Origin of the sequence: Micromonospora sp. WMMD980, from assembly GCF_029626035.1 — a bacterium.
GTDB lineage: Bacteria > Actinomycetota > Actinomycetes > Mycobacteriales > Micromonosporaceae > Micromonospora.
This window is the reverse complement of record NZ_JARUBE010000003.1, coordinates 5429501-5443414: the sequence shown is the minus strand read 5'-3', so window position 1 is coordinate 5443414 and position 13914 is coordinate 5429501. Positions and strand designations below refer to the sequence as shown.

The window sequence follows — 13914 nt, the reverse complement described above, 5'->3', positions numbered from 1 at the left end:
GTGAGCGGGCCCACAGTATGGCCTCCCCCGTAGGCCGTCGGACAAATTGTGTGTCGACACGCGGTGGTGGCTGGTGAACTGAGCGTCACTGGGTCAAGCTGACGAAGGGCATCGCGCGGCATTTGTCCGAATATCCGCGTGTGCTCTTTCGTTCCCGTCGACGCGTACGAGGAGTGTGCCGGTGTCCGAGCCAGAGAGTCCGCCAGGTGCTCCCTTCCTCGGCCGGCACCGGGCGATGCCCGCCGCCCGCTACCGGCCGGTGGTCGGCGCGCACCGCGCTCCCGGCGCCGGTGCCCCGAGTCGCGGCTATTTGCTGACCGTGGCGCTGCTCGCCGGCACCGCGTCGATGCCGATCCTCGCCGCGATCAGCACCGGCACCGCCTCGGTGGGGAACAGCGCCCTGCCCGACGCCGGCACCCGGTTCATGCCGACCCCCTCGGTCGGGCCGGTGGTCATCCCGCTGCCCCAGACCACCCAGGGCCCGGCGCTGCCCGCGCCCACCCCGGCGGTCGGCGTCACCGCCACCGTCCCACCGCGACCGGTGCTCCCGGCGGCCCCGTCCCTGCCCGACGACAGCGACCTGGGCTCCGGCCGTCGGTCCCGGCCGTCCGTCGTACCGGTGCCCCCACATGCGCCCACCCGGCCCACTCCGGTACGACCGCCGCGACCCTCACCGGTGCCCTCGCCGTCGCCGTCCCCGTCGGACCAGGTCTCCCCGAACCCGACACCCGAGCCGTCCGTCACCTCAGCCACGCCGGAGCCCTCCGGCACCTCGTCCGAGCCGACTCCGAGCGACGGGCCGGAACCGTCCACCACGCCGCCGGACGGGTCGCCGGAGCCGAGCCCCACCGCCGCTCCCACCACCACGCCGACGCCGAGCGACTCTCCGACGCCGAGTCGGTCCGCGACGCCGAGTCGGTCCGCGACGCCGAGTCGGTCCGCGACGCCGAGTCGGTCCGCGACGCCGAGCGGCACGTCTTCGGTGGTGACGACGCGGAGCGTCCGCGGAGCCTGACCGGTCCGCTCGGTGGCCGCCGCGCTCCCGCAGAGCCGTTCCGGTGCCTGCGAAACTGTGGGCGCAGGTGGGTCGCCGCCGAGCCCGGGCGGTTTGATCGACTCCACTTCGGCGAGGTGGTGGTGTCGCGGTCGGTCCGATACCGCCACCTCGCCGTACTGGTGTGGATCTGGCGGGCGTGATCGGGCGGCGGGACGGTCGCCGGGCACTGTCAGGCGGGGTCGTCGGTGAGACGGTGCCGATTCGCCTCGATCCAGGCGTTCAACGCCTCCGGGTCGTCCGGGTCCACCCCGTCCGCCATCAGCTGCGCCACCGCCGCGGTGGCCGGGCTGCGTCGCTCACCGGTGCTGTAGAGCCGCGCGAACTCCGGGATCATCTCGGTGATCGCCTCGTCCGTCCGGCCGGCGGCGGCCGCCGACAGCCCCCGTTGCCGGGCCGCGTACGCCGCCCAGGCGCGCAGCACCCGGGGCAGCATCGCGGCGTCGTCCATGTCGAGCACGGCGCGACGGTGCACCCAGTCGAGCAGGAACAGCTCGGCGACCATCGGGCTCCACCGCATCGGGTCCGCGTCCGGGAAGCTCGCCGTGTGGTCCAGCAGCAGGCCCAGGCAGAAGTGCAGGGAGGCCAGTTCGCCGTCGGCGACCTCGGGCAGGCCGAACCGGGTGGCCTCGGGCGCGTCGAGGAAGGCACGCACCAGCCGGGTCCGTTCCTCGTCGGTGGGCGGCGGGGTGCCGGTGGGGCCGGCCGACCGGGTCGGCCCGGGCAACGCGGCCAGCCGCGCGCCCACCAGCGCCCGGTCGGTGGCGAGCGACCCCTGGGCGGGCAGCTCGCCGAGGTCGTCGGTGACCGCCAGGTGCCGGCTCACCTCCGCGTGCATCCGAGCCGGGTCCTCGGTGCGGAACCAGGTCAGCTCGTCCTCGGTGCAGATCTCCCGGGCCTGCTCGACGATCCGGTCCGCCGGGCCGCCGACGAACACGTCCTTGGTGATGCCGATGTTGTGGTCGACGAGGGCCACCAGGGCGTGCTCCGGCCCACCCTGCTCCTCGTCGTCGTAGGCGAACGTGGCGAGGTAGGAGGTCTGGTCGCCGTACACGTCGCCGTAGGCCCAGGTGCCGGTGAGGCGCACCCGCCCGAGCTGGCCGGCCCAGGCCGGGGCGTGCGCGCCCGGCCGGACCCGGGCGGCGCCCGTGGCGTCCGGCACCAGGGTGGCGAAGACGGCGCGGATGGTGGTCGCGGCGGCGCTGCGCCGGCGGGACGTGGCGGCCAGGAAACCGGCCACGAACTCGCGGACGGCCTGCTCCCGGTCGTGCTCGGCGACGGCGTAGACGCTGCCCAGCAGCGCGGCGCCGAGCATCTCCGCGTCCAGCGCGGAGTCGAGCCTCGTCACGTCGCGCGCGGCGTGCAGCACCGCGTCGTAGGGGGTCTGTGGCGTGGCCATGCACCGACCCTACGCCGCGCGGTCGGCCATCACACCGGTCAGCACGCCGGGTTCAGCGCCGCTCGGCCTCCCGCAGTGCGTCCCGTGCCGCGCCGTAACGCGCCAGCACCGCCCAGACCGGGTCCAGCACGTACTTCTCGCCGACGCTGCCCACGGAGGTGAGCAGGCGCTGCTCGGCCCGCCGCCGGGCGCGCCGCGCCGCCCAGCCGACCACCGGCCGGGTCAGTGCCGCGACCAGCAACCCGGCGAGCAGGCCGCCCAGCAGCAGCACGGTGGGCCAGGGCACCTCGCCGAGCGTCGGGTGCGCCAACGGCGGCAGGCCGAGGAAACGCAGCGCGTAGCCCAGGAGCAGCCAGAGCAACCCGCCGAGCGCGGCGAGGGTGACCAGCCACTGGATGCCGCCGACCACCCGCCACCACGCCGGCCGCCGGTCCATGCCGAGGTCGGTGGCGGCGACCGCGTGGTCGAGCGCGCCCGGCAGGTCGGTCAGCCGGGACCGGGCCGCGGCGGTCACCGCCGCCGGCCAGGGCGCCGGCAGGTCGGTGCTGGAGCGGTCGGAAACCGCGCGGATGGCCAGGTGCAGCGACGAACGCTGCGCAGCGGTCGGATCGGGTACGGAGGTGGCCGAGATCAGGCTCTCCGCCGGCGCGTCCGGGTCACGCCCGGGCAGGTGCAGCCGGCGCAGCGGGTCCGGACGCAGCTTCCGCCAACCCCGCACCAGCGGCCAGCCGGTGCTGCTCACCGCCCGGTGCCGGTAGGCGCCCTCGACCGCCTGCGCCACGGTCGGCACGCCGGCCGTCCCGGCGAGCGCCCGGGTCAGCTCCTGCGCCGAGGCGTCGCCCGGCCGGGTGCGCGGCGGCTCGGGCCCGACCAGCGGCTCCAGATCGGCCACCACGGCGTCCACGTCGCCGGAGAGCCGGCGCAGGGCGGCCTGCCGTTCGGCGACCGTCTTCTCCAACTCACCCCGCAGCCCGGCGAGCCCGGCCGGGTCGGTGGCCACGGTGGGCAGCATCGGCACCCCGCCCAGCCCGTCGGCGTCGAGCAGTCGGCGCAGGTCGTCGAGGACCGTGGGCAGCTCGGTCGGGTGCAGCCGGTCGGCCTGGTTGAGCACCACCACGGTCACGTCCTTGTGCCGGTGGAACTCGCGCAGGTAGCTGGTGTGGATCACGCGGTCGGCGTACTTCTGCGGGTCGACCACCCAGACCACGAGGTCGACCAGGCCGAGCAGCCGGTCGACCTCCAGCCGGTGGTGGTGCTGCACCGAGTCGAAGTCGGGCAGGTCGAGCAGGACGAGACCGTGCAGGGTGGACTCGTCGTCGCCGTCCAGTGGGCTCTCCCGGACGAAGCGGTGCCGGGGCAGCACGCCGACCCAGTCGAGCAACCGGACCGCGCCGTCGAGCGGCCCCCACACGCAGGCGTGCGCCACCCCGGTGGTCGGGCGGCGCACGCCGACCGGGGAGAGATCCATCCGGGCCAGCGCGTTGAACAGGCTGGACTTGCCGCTTCCGGTGGCGCCGGCGAGGGCGACCACGGTGTGGCGGCCGGAGAGGGCGAGCCGGTCGCCGGCCCGCTCGACCACCGTGTGCCCGGCCACCAGTTGGGCGTCGGGCACCTGTCCGTCCACCGCGCGGAGGAACCGCTGGACCGCCTCCAGACGGGCGATCAGGACGTCCGGGTCGACCCGCTGGTCGGCCCGGAACGCCTCGCGCACCCGTCCCACGATGTTCGTCATGGGCGGAGACCGTCCTGTCCGGTGGTGGGCAACGCGGTGTCGGCGGTGGACAGGCCGCTGCGGTGCCGGGCCCGCTCGACGGTCCCGGCGCCCCGGCGCAGCGTCTCGCCGGCGTCGGTGGCCGGCCGGGCGGCCTCGGTGCGGGCGAGGAAACGAGCGGCCTCCTCGGCCATCAGCGCGCCGACCCGGTCGAGCAGGTCGACCCGTGCCTTGCGGGCCAGGTTCCGCACCGCCTGGTCACCGAAGATGGCCTGGAGCACGGTCTGGCCGGCGACCGCGGTGCCGGTGCCCGCGGCCACCTCCAGGCCGGTCGGGATGAACGCGGTGGAGGCGAAGACGCCGATCATGACGGCCAGTCCGGTGGCGTTGACCGCGTAGGCGGCGGTGCGGGCCACGAACCGCCGATCGGCGCCCTCGACCCGGACCAGCTCCAGGACCCCGCGCTGCCAGTCGCGGACCAGTTGCTCACCGCGCGCGGGCAGGTCGGCCGAGGCGTGCGCCAGCTCCGGTTCGAGCAGCGCCGCGCCGGCCGGATGCGCCTTCCACCCGGTGTACGCGTTCTCCGCCGCCTCGGCGGCCACGCCGCGCAGCAACGTGACGAGTTGCGACTCGATCGCGGTACGCAGCTCCGCGGCCGGCGCGGGCCGCCCGGTGACCGCCGCGACCACCCGGTCACGCAGCCGCCCGATCCGCGCCTCCAGGCTGCGGAAGAACTCGCCGGTGCCGACGAACTCCTGCCAGCGGGCCAGCACCTCGCCCCGGAGCAGCCGGCCGTCCTTGAGCCCCTGGTCGACGGTGCGCTCCGCACCCCGGTAGGCGGCCCGGACCCGTTCGTCGAGCGCCTCGGCGGCGGCCACCTGCTCGTCGGCGGCGTCGGCCAGCCCCTCGACCACCGGACGCAGGGCGGCCAGCGCGCCGTCGAGCGTCTGCCGGACCACCGCCGAGCGGGCCTCCGCGTCGCCGGCGAGGCGGGCGAACCACCCGCTCAGCGGGGCGGTCATCCGGTCGGGCAGCAGCCCCTGCCCGTCCACCCAGGTCTCCGGCAGCACGAACAGCGGCGCGGCGCCGAGCTCCTGGCTGGCGAGCATCTGCGACAGGTGGGCGGCGATCTCGTCGGCGGCCTCGGGCGGAACCCGGTCGAGCACCATGGCCACGGCCGTGCCCCGGGCCCGGGCGCTGCGCAGCAGCTCCCAGGGGACGGCGTCGGCGTAGCGCGCGGCGGTGGTGACGAACAACCAGAGGTCGGCGGCGGCGAGCAGTTGCCCGGCGAGCGCCCGGTTGGCGTCGACCACCGAGTCGATGTCGGGCGCGTCCAGGAAGGCCAGGCCGGGTGGCAGCGCCGGGGCGGTGACCAGTTGCAGGGTGCCGGGATGCTCGCTCGGTTCGGTGGTGCGGGTCAGACCGGGCAGCAACTCGCCCTGGCGGAACCAGGCCGCGTCGGCCGGGTTGCAGACCAGGACCGGGGAGCGGGTGGTCGGTCGGAGCACGCCGGCCGCGCTGACCCGGGCCTGGACCAGGCTGTTGACCAACGTCGACTTGCCGGCGCCGGTCGAGCCGCCGACCACCACCAGCAGCGGGGCGTCGAGCCGGGCCAGCCGCGGCAGCAGGTAGTCGTCGATCTGGTCGGTGAGGCTGTGGGCGGCCTGCCGGGCCGACTCGGCCGACGGCAGCGTCAGCGGGAAGCGAGCCGCGTCGATCGCGGACCGCAGGCCGGCGAGCGCGGCGGACAGCCCCGAGGCGTCTCCGCCGGGCGGGTTCTCGCCGTCGGTGGTTGCGGTGCGGGCGGCGACGGCGGGCGCGCCGGCACGGGTGGCGGGATCGCCATGCGTCGTCACCGCTAAAGCGTGCCCGACCGACGCAAGGTAAGACAACCGGACGGTAATAACGGTCAGGTTGCGCCGGGTCGACTCAACCTCGACTTGCGGTTTGCCGACGGCGTGGCACTATTGAGTCAAGTTCACTCAACTTGTGGTGCGGCCGCCTCCGGGCGACCCGCCGGGCAGGTCGTCCGACCTGCTCACCCGTTACGAAGCGAGGAAGCGAACATGGCACGTGCGGTCGGCATCGACCTCGGCACGACGAACTCCTGCGTCAGCGTTCTCGAGGGCGGTGAGCCCACCGTCATCGCCAACGCCGAGGGCTCGCGGACGACTCCCTCGATCGTCGCGTTCGCCCGCAACGGCGAGGTGCTCGTCGGTGAGGTCGCCAAGCGTCAGGCGGTGACCAACCCCGACCGGACCATCCGCTCGGTCAAGCGGGAGATCGGCACCAACTGGACCGTCGACATCGACGGCAAGAAGTACACCCCGCAGGAGATCTCCGCGCGGACGCTGATGAAGCTCAAGCGGGACGCCGAGGCCTACCTGGGTGAGCAGATCGCGGACGCGGTGATCACCGTCCCCGCCTACTTCAACGACGGGCAGCGCCAGGCCACCAAGGAGGCCGGTGAGATCGCCGGTTTCAACGTGCTGCGGATCGTGAACGAGCCGACCGCGGCGGCCCTGGCGTACGGCCTGGACAAGGGCTCCAAGGAGCAGACCGTCCTGGTCTTCGACCTCGGTGGCGGCACCTTCGACGTGTCGCTGCTGGAGCTGGCCGAGGGCGTGGTCGAGGTCAAGTCGACGAGCGGTGACAACCAGCTCGGCGGCGACGACTGGGACCAGCGGATCATCGACCACCTGGTGAAGACGTTCCGGGGCGAGCACGGCATCGACCTCTCCCAGGACAAGATGGCCATGCAGCGGCTCAAGGAGGCGGCCGAGAAGGCCAAGATCGAGCTGTCCGCCGCCACCACCAGCAACATCAACCTGCCCTACATCACCGCCGGCTCCGCCGGCCCGCTGCACCTCGACGTGACGCTGAGCCGCGCCGAGTTCCAGCGCATGACGCAGGACCTGCTGGACCGCTGCAAGGGCCCGTTCGAGCAGGCCGTCAAGGACGCCGGGATCAAGGTCTCCGACGTCGACCACGTCATCCTGGTCGGCGGCTCGACCCGGATGCCGGCCGTCACCGACCTGGTCAAGCAGCTCACCGGCCGCGACCCGAACAAGGGCGTCAACCCGGACGAGGTCGTCGCCGTCGGCGCCGCCCTCCAGGCCGGCGTGCTCAAGGGTGAGGTCAAGGACGTCCTGCTGCTCGACGTGACCCCGCTGAGCCTGGGCATCGAGACCAAGGGCGGCATCTTCACCAAGCTCATCGAGCGCAACACCACCATCCCGACCAAGCGCTCCGAGGTCTTCACCACGGCCGACGACAACCAGCCGTCGGTGCTGATCCAGGTGTTCCAGGGCGAGCGCGAGATCGCGGCCTACAACAAGAAGCTCGGCACCTTCGAGCTGACCGGCCTCCCGCCGGCGCCGCGCGGCGTGCCGCAGATCGAGGTCACGTTCGACATCGACGCCAACGGCATCGTGAACGTGCACGCCAAGGACCTGGGCACCGGCAAGGAGCAGAAGATGACCATCACCGGCGGCTCCTCGCTGCCGAAGGACGACATCGAGCGCATGCGCCGGGACGCCGAGGAGCACGCCGACGAGGACAAGCGCCGTCGCGAGGAGGCGGAGACCCGCAACGTCGCCGAGGCGCTCCAGTGGCAGACCGAGAAGTTCCTCGCCGAGAGCGGCGACAAGCTGCCGGCGGAGAACCGCGACCAGCTCAACGAGGCGCTCGGCGAGCTGCGCAGCGCCCTCGGCGGGCAGGACATCGACAAGATCAAGGCCGCGCACGAGAAGCTGGCCCAGGTCTCCCAGCAGGCCGGTTCGCTGCTCTACGCCCAGCAGCAGGAGGGCGAGCCGGGTGCCCAGGGCGCCCCGGGTGCCGGTGCGGCCGGCCCCGGTGCCGGCGCCGGTGCGACCGGTGGCCCGCAGGCCGGCGGCGCCGACGACGTGGTCGACGCGGAGATCGTGGACGAGGACAAGAAGTGACAGCCGGTCCCCGACCCGACTCGCACCGCAGAGGGATGAGGTAACCGCATGACGGACACGCCACGAGCGGCCGACCCGGGCTCCACCGGGTCGGCGCCGGGTGGCTCCGCCGGCGCCGGCAAGGACGCCGGCGACGAGCCGCGGGTCGTCATCCGCGACAAGCGCAAGCTCGGCAAGGTGACCGAGGAGCCGGCGAACGACGCCTCGGCCGCCGACGCCGCCGCGGACGCGCCCGCCGAGGGGCTCGTCGAGGAGGCCGAGGTGGTGGTCGACGAGATCGTCGGCGAGGCCGACGTCTCCGGGCCGCCCGTGGTCGACGCGCCCGCCGAGCCGAGCGGGGAGACCGGCGGCACGGCCGCCCCGCTCGGCGCCGAGCTGGAGTCGCTCCGCTCCGACCTGGAGGAGCGCACCCGCGATCTCCAGCGGGTCTCGGCGGAGTACGCCAACTACCGCAAGCGGGTCGACCGGGACCGCAACCTGGTCCAGGAGCAGGCGACCGGCGGGGTGCTCACCGCGTTGCTGCCGATCCTCGACGACCTGGACCGGGCCCGCGAGCACGGCGACTTGGTGGGCCCGTTCGGCAGCGTGGCCGAGCAGCTCACCGGCGCGCTGGGCAAGTTCGGCCTGACCGCGTTCGGCGAGCAGGGCGACCCGTTCGACCCGACCCGGCACGAGGCGGTGGCGCACCAGACGTCCGCCGAGGTGACCGAGCCGACCTGCGTGCAGGTCATGCGCCGGGGCTACCAGCTCGGCGAGCGGCTGCTGCGGCCGGCCCTGGTCGCGGTCGCGGACCCGGAGTAGTGCCGACCCGTGACGTCCCGCCCGCCCCGCTCGGGCGGGCGGGACGATCGGGATCCGACCCGTGGAAGGGGGTGGACCGGTGAGTTCCAAGGACTGGATCGAGAAGGACTACTACGCCGCGTTGGGCGTGGACAAGTCCGCCTCCTCGGACGACATCAAGAAGTCGTACCGGAAGCTGGCCCGGGAGTCGCACCCGGACCACAACCCCGGTGACACCGGGGCCGAGGAGCGGTTCAAGACCGTTTCCGAGGCGTACGCGGTGCTCGGCGACGAGAAGAAGCGGCGCGAGTACGACGAGATGCGGTCGCTCTTCGGCTCGGGCGCGTTCCGGCGCGGCGCCCGCGGCGCGGGCCAGCCGGGCGGCGCGCCGTTCGACGTCTCCGACCTGTTCGGCGGAGGCGGCGGTGGTGGCGGCGACACCCGGTTCGGCGGGGGCGGCTTCACCGACCTGTTCAGCACGATCTTCTCCGGCGGCGGCGCGGCCCGCCCGCGCGGCTCCGCCCGCGGCCGGGACGTCGAGGCCGAGGTGGCGCTCGACTTCTCCGACGCGGTTCGCGGCGTCACGCTGCCGCTGACCCTGCGCGCGCCCGGGGTCTGCGACACCTGCCACGGCAACGGCGCGAAGCCGGGCACCCAACCGGTCGCCTGCCCGGTCTGCCACGGCGCCGGGGTCACGACCCGTAACCAGGGGTCGTTCAGCTTCTCCGAGCCGTGCCGCAACTGCCAGGGTGTCGGCACGGTCGTCGAGGAGAAGTGCCCGGAGTGCCACGGCACCGGCGGGGTCACCAAGACCCGCACGCTGAACGTGCGCTTCCCGGCCGGCGTGGCCGACGGGCAGCGGATCCGGTTGGCCGGCCGAGGTGAGCCGGGCGAGCGGGGCGGTCCGGCCGGTGACCTGTTCGTGCACGTGAAGGTCCGCCCGGACGACCTGTTCGGGCGCACCGGGGACGATCTCACCCTGAACGTCCCGATCACGTACGCCGAGGCCGTGCTCGGCACCGACCTGCGGGTCCCGACCCTGGACGGCACGGTGACTCTGCGGGTTCCGCCGGGTACTCCCGCCGGACGGGTGCTGCGGGCCCGGGGCAAGGGCGTCGTCCGCAAGGACGGCCGCGCCGGTGACCTGCTGGTCACGCTGGACGTGGTGGTCCCGGCGACGGTGTCGGACGAGGCGCGGGCGGCCCTGGAGACCTTCGCGGCGCAGACCCCGCCCGCCGCGCGGGAACATCTCGACGCGCGGGTGCGTCGATTCGGTTGACGGCGGCAGCGGAGGTGAGCGGGCATGTCGGAGGAGTACGTCGGGTCGGGTGACCCGGCCTACGAGGCCAAGATTCTGATGATCTCGGTGGCCGCGCGGATGGCGGGCATGCATCCCCAGACGCTGCGCCAGTACGACCGGCTGGGCCTGGTGCAGCCCGGCCGGGCGGCCGGCGGCGGTCGACGGTACAGCGTCCGGGACGTGGTGCTGCTCCGCGAGGTGCAGCGCCTCAGCCAGGACGACGGGATCAACCTGGCCGGTGTGAAGCGGATCATCGGGCTGGAGCGGCTGTTGGAGGAGGCGCAGCAGCGGGTGGCCCGGCTGGAGGCGGAGCTGGATGCCGCGTACCGGCGGATCGCCGAGCTGGAGTCGCTGGGCGGTTTCGCCCGCGGCGACCTCGTGCCGACCAACCGCACCTCCACCGCGCTCGTCGTCTGGCGCCCCCGCCGCACCCCCGACCGCTGACGCTCGCGTTCCACCGAAGGCCGGCATCCCCACGTTCTCCCGGGGGTGCTGGCCTTCGTCGTCGCGGGCGCCTGTCCGGTGGAGCGCCATGGGTGTCTCCGACGCGCTGAGGGACGCATGGCGTCCGACCGCGCGTGACCGGGCGGAGGTTGCCCGGAAAGCCGGGTGCGGCAGGGTGGCGTGCACTACGCTGCTGATCAGGGATAACTGCCCTGAAACGGAATCCGGGCTGGCGGGGGGAGCCATGGCGGAACCGGCGAAGAAGGTGGCGGAACGGGCGGAGGAACGGCTGGAGAAGGTGGCCGAGAACGTCCGGGAGCGGTTCGACCGGGTGACCGAGGGCCGCTTCAGCGACAAGGTCAAGGAGGGGCGGTTCGGCGACCAGACCGACCACGGTGTGGACCGGGCCAGGGACGACGAGCGCCGGAAGAAGTAGGGCGGATCGACCTGACGATCCACCGACGTGCGGGCCGGGACCCACGGGGGGTCCCGGCCCGTTCGTCACGGCTTCGGAGGCGGGGCGGGGGTCAGAGGCGGCGGTTCTCGCGGACCAGGCCGCCCTCGCACCAGTCCCGGTAGACGAAGAGGTCGGGGCGGGCGAGCAGCACCCGGCTGTTGTGCGCCCAGTTGCGCATCAGGTCGTCGCCGGCCCGCTCGGCGTGCTCGACCAGCTTGCGGAAGCGCCGCTTCGGGTGGGCCCGGAAGTTCGTCCGGATGCCGTCGGCGGCGTAGATGTAGAGGCAGTGCAGCGCGAACCGACGCGCCGGGCAGCTCTGGTCCATCGCCAGGTCGAACAGCGTCTGCACCAGGTGGTCACCGGCGACCAGCAGGTCCCAGTCTGGCGGCATGGAGGTCAGCGGCACCGAGTCCGGCTGGTAGGCCCAGGCTCGCAGCTCGGCGGGCGACGGGTCGACCGGGTTGGCGAAGCCGTGGAACGTCTCTTCCTGCACGCTCACCGGCCGACCTTCCGCATTCGCTGGCGGGGGGCGCTGGCCACCCGCAGATGCTGCTGCTGGGGCGACACGTTAACGCGGTTGGGCGGAGCAGTGGTAGACCTTCCCGGAATCAATTTGACAACCGTTGGCCGGGCCGGAGCGCTGAGTCGCGACTCCGGCCCGGCCGAGGTCAGTCGCCCACCCGTACCTGGGTGGTGGCCCGGGTGGCGGCGGCGCGTTGGCGCAGCCACCGCTTGAACCACGGCGTGTCCGGCAGCCGGGCCAGCAGCGGACCGGTCACCACCGTGATCAACACGTACGCGGTGGCGAGCGCGGCCAGCCTGGGCTCCACCGGATGGATGGCCGAGACGGCCAGCCCGGCGATGACGATGGAGAACTCGCCGCGCGGGGTGAGCGCCAGCCCGGCCCGCCAGCGACCGGGCTCGGCGATGCCGGCCCGGCGGGCGGCCAGGTAGCCGGTGGCCACCTTCGTCGCCATGGTCACCACGGCGAGCAGCAGCGCGGGCAGCAGCACCGGCGGCATGTCCAGCGGATTGGTGACCAGTCCGAAGAACACGAAGAAGACCGCGGCGAAGAGGTCCCGCAGCGGCGAGAGCAGCTCGGTGGCGTGGTGCGCGACCGGCCCGGACAGCGCGATGCCGACCAGGAAGGCGCCGACCGCGGCGGAGACCTGGAGCTTCGCCGCGAGGCCGGCGACCAGCAGGGTCAGGCCGAGCACGCCGAGGAGCAGCGCCTCCGGGTCCTTGGCGGAGAGCGCGGTGGAGATCAGGTGGCCGTACCGGATCGCCACGGCCAGCACGACGACCACGGTGAGCACCGCGACGGCGAGCGCGAAGCCGCCCTTGACCAGGCCGACCCCGGCGAGCAAGGCGGTGACCAGCGGCAGGTAGAGGGCCATCGCCAGGTCCTCGATCACCAGGACGGAGAGGATCACCGGGGTCTCCCGGTTGCCGACCCGGCCCAGGTCGCCGAGCACCTTGGCGATCACGCCGGAGGAGGACACCCAGGTCACGCCGGCGAGCACCACGGCGGCCACCCAGCCCCAGCCGAGCAGCAGCGCGAAGGCGAACCCGGGCAGCGCGTTGAACACCGCGTCGATCAGGCCGGCGGGCGCCGCCGAGCGGAGGTTGCCCACCAGTTCGTTGGCGCTGTATTCCAGGCCGAGCATGACCAGCAGCAGGATCACGCCGATCTCCGCGCCGACGGCGAAGAACTCCTCGCTGGCGTTCAGCGGCAGCAGGCCGCCGTGCCCGAACGCGAGGCCGGCGAGCAGGTAGAGCGGGATGGGCGAGACGCCGAAGCGACGGCTCAGCCGGCCCAGCAGGCCGAGCAGGAGCAGCAGCGCCCCGACCTCGATGAGCAGGACGGTGGTTTCGTGCATACGCGTCAGCCGTCCGGATCGGTCTCGGCGAGGATCGCTGTCACGCCGTCGAGACCCTGACGGGTGCCGACCACGACGACCACGTCGCCGTTCTCGAACCGGAAGGTGGGGTCGGGCGAGACGTTCACCTCGCCCTGACGCAGCACGGCCACGATGGACGCGCTGGTCCGGGTGCGGGCCTTGGTGTCGCCGAGCCGCCGCCCGACGTACTTGGAGCCGGCCGGGATGACGATCTGCTCGGTCAGCAGCCCGGCGGCCTGCTCGCGCAGCCCGGAGAGCTGGCCCAGCATCAGCGACGCGCCGAGGATGTCGGCGAGCGCCTCCGCCTCGTCGTCGGTCAGAGGGATGTCGTGCTGACCGGAGTCGGGATCGTCCGGGTCGTAGAGGACCAGGTCGCGGCGGCCATTGCGGTGGGAGACCACGCCGAGCCGGCGGCCGGACTCCGTCATGAAGTCATGACGTACGCCGATCCCGGGTAAGGCGGTCTGTTCGACACGTACTCGCACGCCGGTGAGGCTACCTCTGCCGGACATGTACTGGTTGGCGGCGGCGTCGGCTCCGGCTCGCCTACTTGGGGTCGGCGACGAACACGCCGACGCCTTCGAGCGTCTCGGTGAGGCCGGTCGCGCGAAGGATCATCATCGCCTTGCCGACCACGGTGTCGGAGACGCCGTGCTCCTTGCACAGCTGAGCGCGGCTCGGCAGCTTGTGGCCGGGCGGCCACTCTCCCGAATCGATCTTGCTCTTCATCTCGTCTGCGAGCATCTGGTACTGCTGCTTGGGCATACACACTCCCCGGGTGGCATGCCCATTCGACCACGTCTCCACCTCCGACCTCAAGCAATCGTGGGTTGGTCGTTGACCTGCAACCGGTACCGATTGTAGGTTGCTCGTGAACGCTCCCGGGTGGCACTTGGAGCGCTTCCCCGGGTCGGGACGGGCGTC

The 13914-nt window shown here is 73.3% G+C and carries 13 protein-coding genes; 5 read left to right on the top strand and 8 right to left on the bottom strand.

Annotated features, from left to right (window positions below; all coding sequences use genetic code 11):
- Positions 1 to 306: 306 nt before the first annotated feature.
- From O7618_RS25630 to O7618_RS25615, 4 genes are all read right to left on the bottom strand, one after another.
- Positions 307 to 1164, bottom strand: coding sequence for a hypothetical protein (locus O7618_RS25630; protein ID WP_278108689.1), 858 nt, complete (start codon positions 1162 to 1164; stop codon positions 307 to 309).
- A 62-nt stretch (positions 1165 to 1226) separates the two neighbouring features.
- Positions 1227 to 2453 carry a hypothetical protein gene (locus tag O7618_RS25625; protein ID WP_278108688.1) on the bottom strand — a complete coding sequence of 409 codons (1227 nt, stop codon included), beginning with the start codon at positions 2451 to 2453 and terminating at the stop codon, positions 1227 to 1229.
- A gap of 52 nt (positions 2454 to 2505) precedes the next feature.
- On the bottom strand, positions 2506 to 4185 hold the full coding sequence (locus tag O7618_RS25620; RefSeq protein ID WP_278108687.1) for a GTPase: 1680 nt from the start codon (positions 4183 to 4185) through the stop codon (positions 2506 to 2508).
- Positions 4182 to 6020, bottom strand: coding sequence for a GTPase domain-containing protein (locus tag O7618_RS25615; RefSeq protein ID WP_278108686.1), 1839 nt, complete (start codon positions 6018 to 6020; stop codon positions 4182 to 4184). The genes O7618_RS25620 and O7618_RS25615 overlap by 4 nt, the downstream gene beginning before the upstream one ends.
- 210 nt (positions 6021 to 6230) lie before the next feature.
- Between O7618_RS25615 and dnaK the strand changes: the two genes are divergently transcribed.
- From dnaK to O7618_RS25590, 5 genes are all read left to right on the top strand, one after another.
- A complete protein-coding gene (dnaK, locus tag O7618_RS25610) occupies positions 6231 to 8108 on the top strand; it encodes a molecular chaperone DnaK (protein ID WP_278108685.1) in 1878 nt (625 codons plus the stop codon).
- Between the two features lie 48 nt (positions 8109 to 8156).
- On the top strand, positions 8157 to 8909 hold the full coding sequence (gene grpE, locus O7618_RS25605; RefSeq protein WP_278108684.1) for a nucleotide exchange factor GrpE: 753 nt from the start codon (positions 8157 to 8159) through the stop codon (positions 8907 to 8909).
- A gap of 79 nt (positions 8910 to 8988) precedes the next feature.
- Complete coding sequence (gene dnaJ / locus O7618_RS25600; protein WP_278108682.1) at positions 8989 to 10167, top strand: molecular chaperone DnaJ; 1179 nt, start codon at positions 8989 to 8991, stop codon at positions 10165 to 10167.
- Positions 10168 to 10191: 24 nt separating this feature from the next.
- Entirely contained in the window at positions 10192 to 10632 is a 441-nt protein-coding gene (locus O7618_RS25595; RefSeq protein WP_278108681.1) for a helix-turn-helix transcriptional regulator, read from the top strand.
- A gap of 244 nt (positions 10633 to 10876) precedes the next feature.
- On the top strand, positions 10877 to 11068 hold the full coding sequence (locus tag O7618_RS25590; RefSeq protein ID WP_278108679.1) for a hypothetical protein: 192 nt from the start codon (positions 10877 to 10879) through the stop codon (positions 11066 to 11068).
- 91 nt (positions 11069 to 11159) lie between these two features.
- Here O7618_RS25590 and O7618_RS25585 read toward each other — a convergent pair whose 3' ends face one another.
- The 4 genes from O7618_RS25585 to O7618_RS25570 form a co-directional block, all read right to left on the bottom strand.
- Complete coding sequence (locus O7618_RS25585; RefSeq protein ID WP_278108678.1) at positions 11160 to 11588, bottom strand: hypothetical protein; 429 nt, start codon at positions 11586 to 11588, stop codon at positions 11160 to 11162.
- Positions 11589 to 11757: 169 nt separating this feature from the next.
- Complete coding sequence (locus O7618_RS25580) at positions 11758 to 12969, bottom strand: cation:proton antiporter (RefSeq protein WP_278108677.1); 1212 nt, start codon at positions 12967 to 12969, stop codon at positions 11758 to 11760.
- Between the two features lie 5 nt (positions 12970 to 12974).
- Positions 12975 to 13475 carry a cation:proton antiporter regulatory subunit gene (locus O7618_RS25575; RefSeq protein ID WP_278108676.1) on the bottom strand — a complete coding sequence of 167 codons (501 nt, stop codon included), beginning with the start codon at positions 13473 to 13475 and terminating at the stop codon, positions 12975 to 12977.
- A gap of 61 nt (positions 13476 to 13536) precedes the next feature.
- The gene (locus O7618_RS25570; RefSeq protein WP_278108675.1) at positions 13537 to 13755 is read right to left on the bottom strand and encodes a winged helix-turn-helix domain-containing protein; all 219 of its coding nucleotides are present in this window, start codon (positions 13753 to 13755) and stop codon (positions 13537 to 13539) included.
- Positions 13756 to 13914: the final 159 nt, after the last annotated feature.

Excerpts from the sequence above, each read along its gene's own strand:
- O7618_RS25595 (WP_278108681.1), top strand. The coding sequence starts at position 10,192 with ATGTCGGAGGAGTACGTCGGGTCGGGTGACCCGGCCTACGAGGCCAAG.
- O7618_RS25620 (WP_278108687.1), bottom strand. The coding sequence starts at position 4,185 with ATGACGAACATCGTGGGACGGGTGCGCGAGGCGTTCCGGGCCGACCAG.
- O7618_RS25570 (WP_278108675.1), bottom strand. The coding sequence starts at position 13,755 with ATGCCCAAGCAGCAGTACCAGATGCTCGCAGACGAGATGAAGAGCAAG.
- O7618_RS25590 (WP_278108679.1), top strand. The coding sequence starts at position 10,877 with ATGGCGGAACCGGCGAAGAAGGTGGCGGAACGGGCGGAGGAACGGCTG.
- O7618_RS25625 (WP_278108688.1), bottom strand. The coding sequence starts at position 2,453 with ATGGCCACGCCACAGACCCCCTACGACGCGGTGCTGCACGCCGCGCGC.
- grpE (WP_278108684.1), top strand. The coding sequence starts at position 8,157 with ATGACGGACACGCCACGAGCGGCCGACCCGGGCTCCACCGGGTCGGCG.
- dnaK (WP_278108685.1), top strand. The coding sequence starts at position 6,231 with ATGGCACGTGCGGTCGGCATCGACCTCGGCACGACGAACTCCTGCGTC.
- O7618_RS25580 (WP_278108677.1), bottom strand. The coding sequence starts at position 12,969 with ATGCACGAAACCACCGTCCTGCTCATCGAGGTCGGGGCGCTGCTGCTC.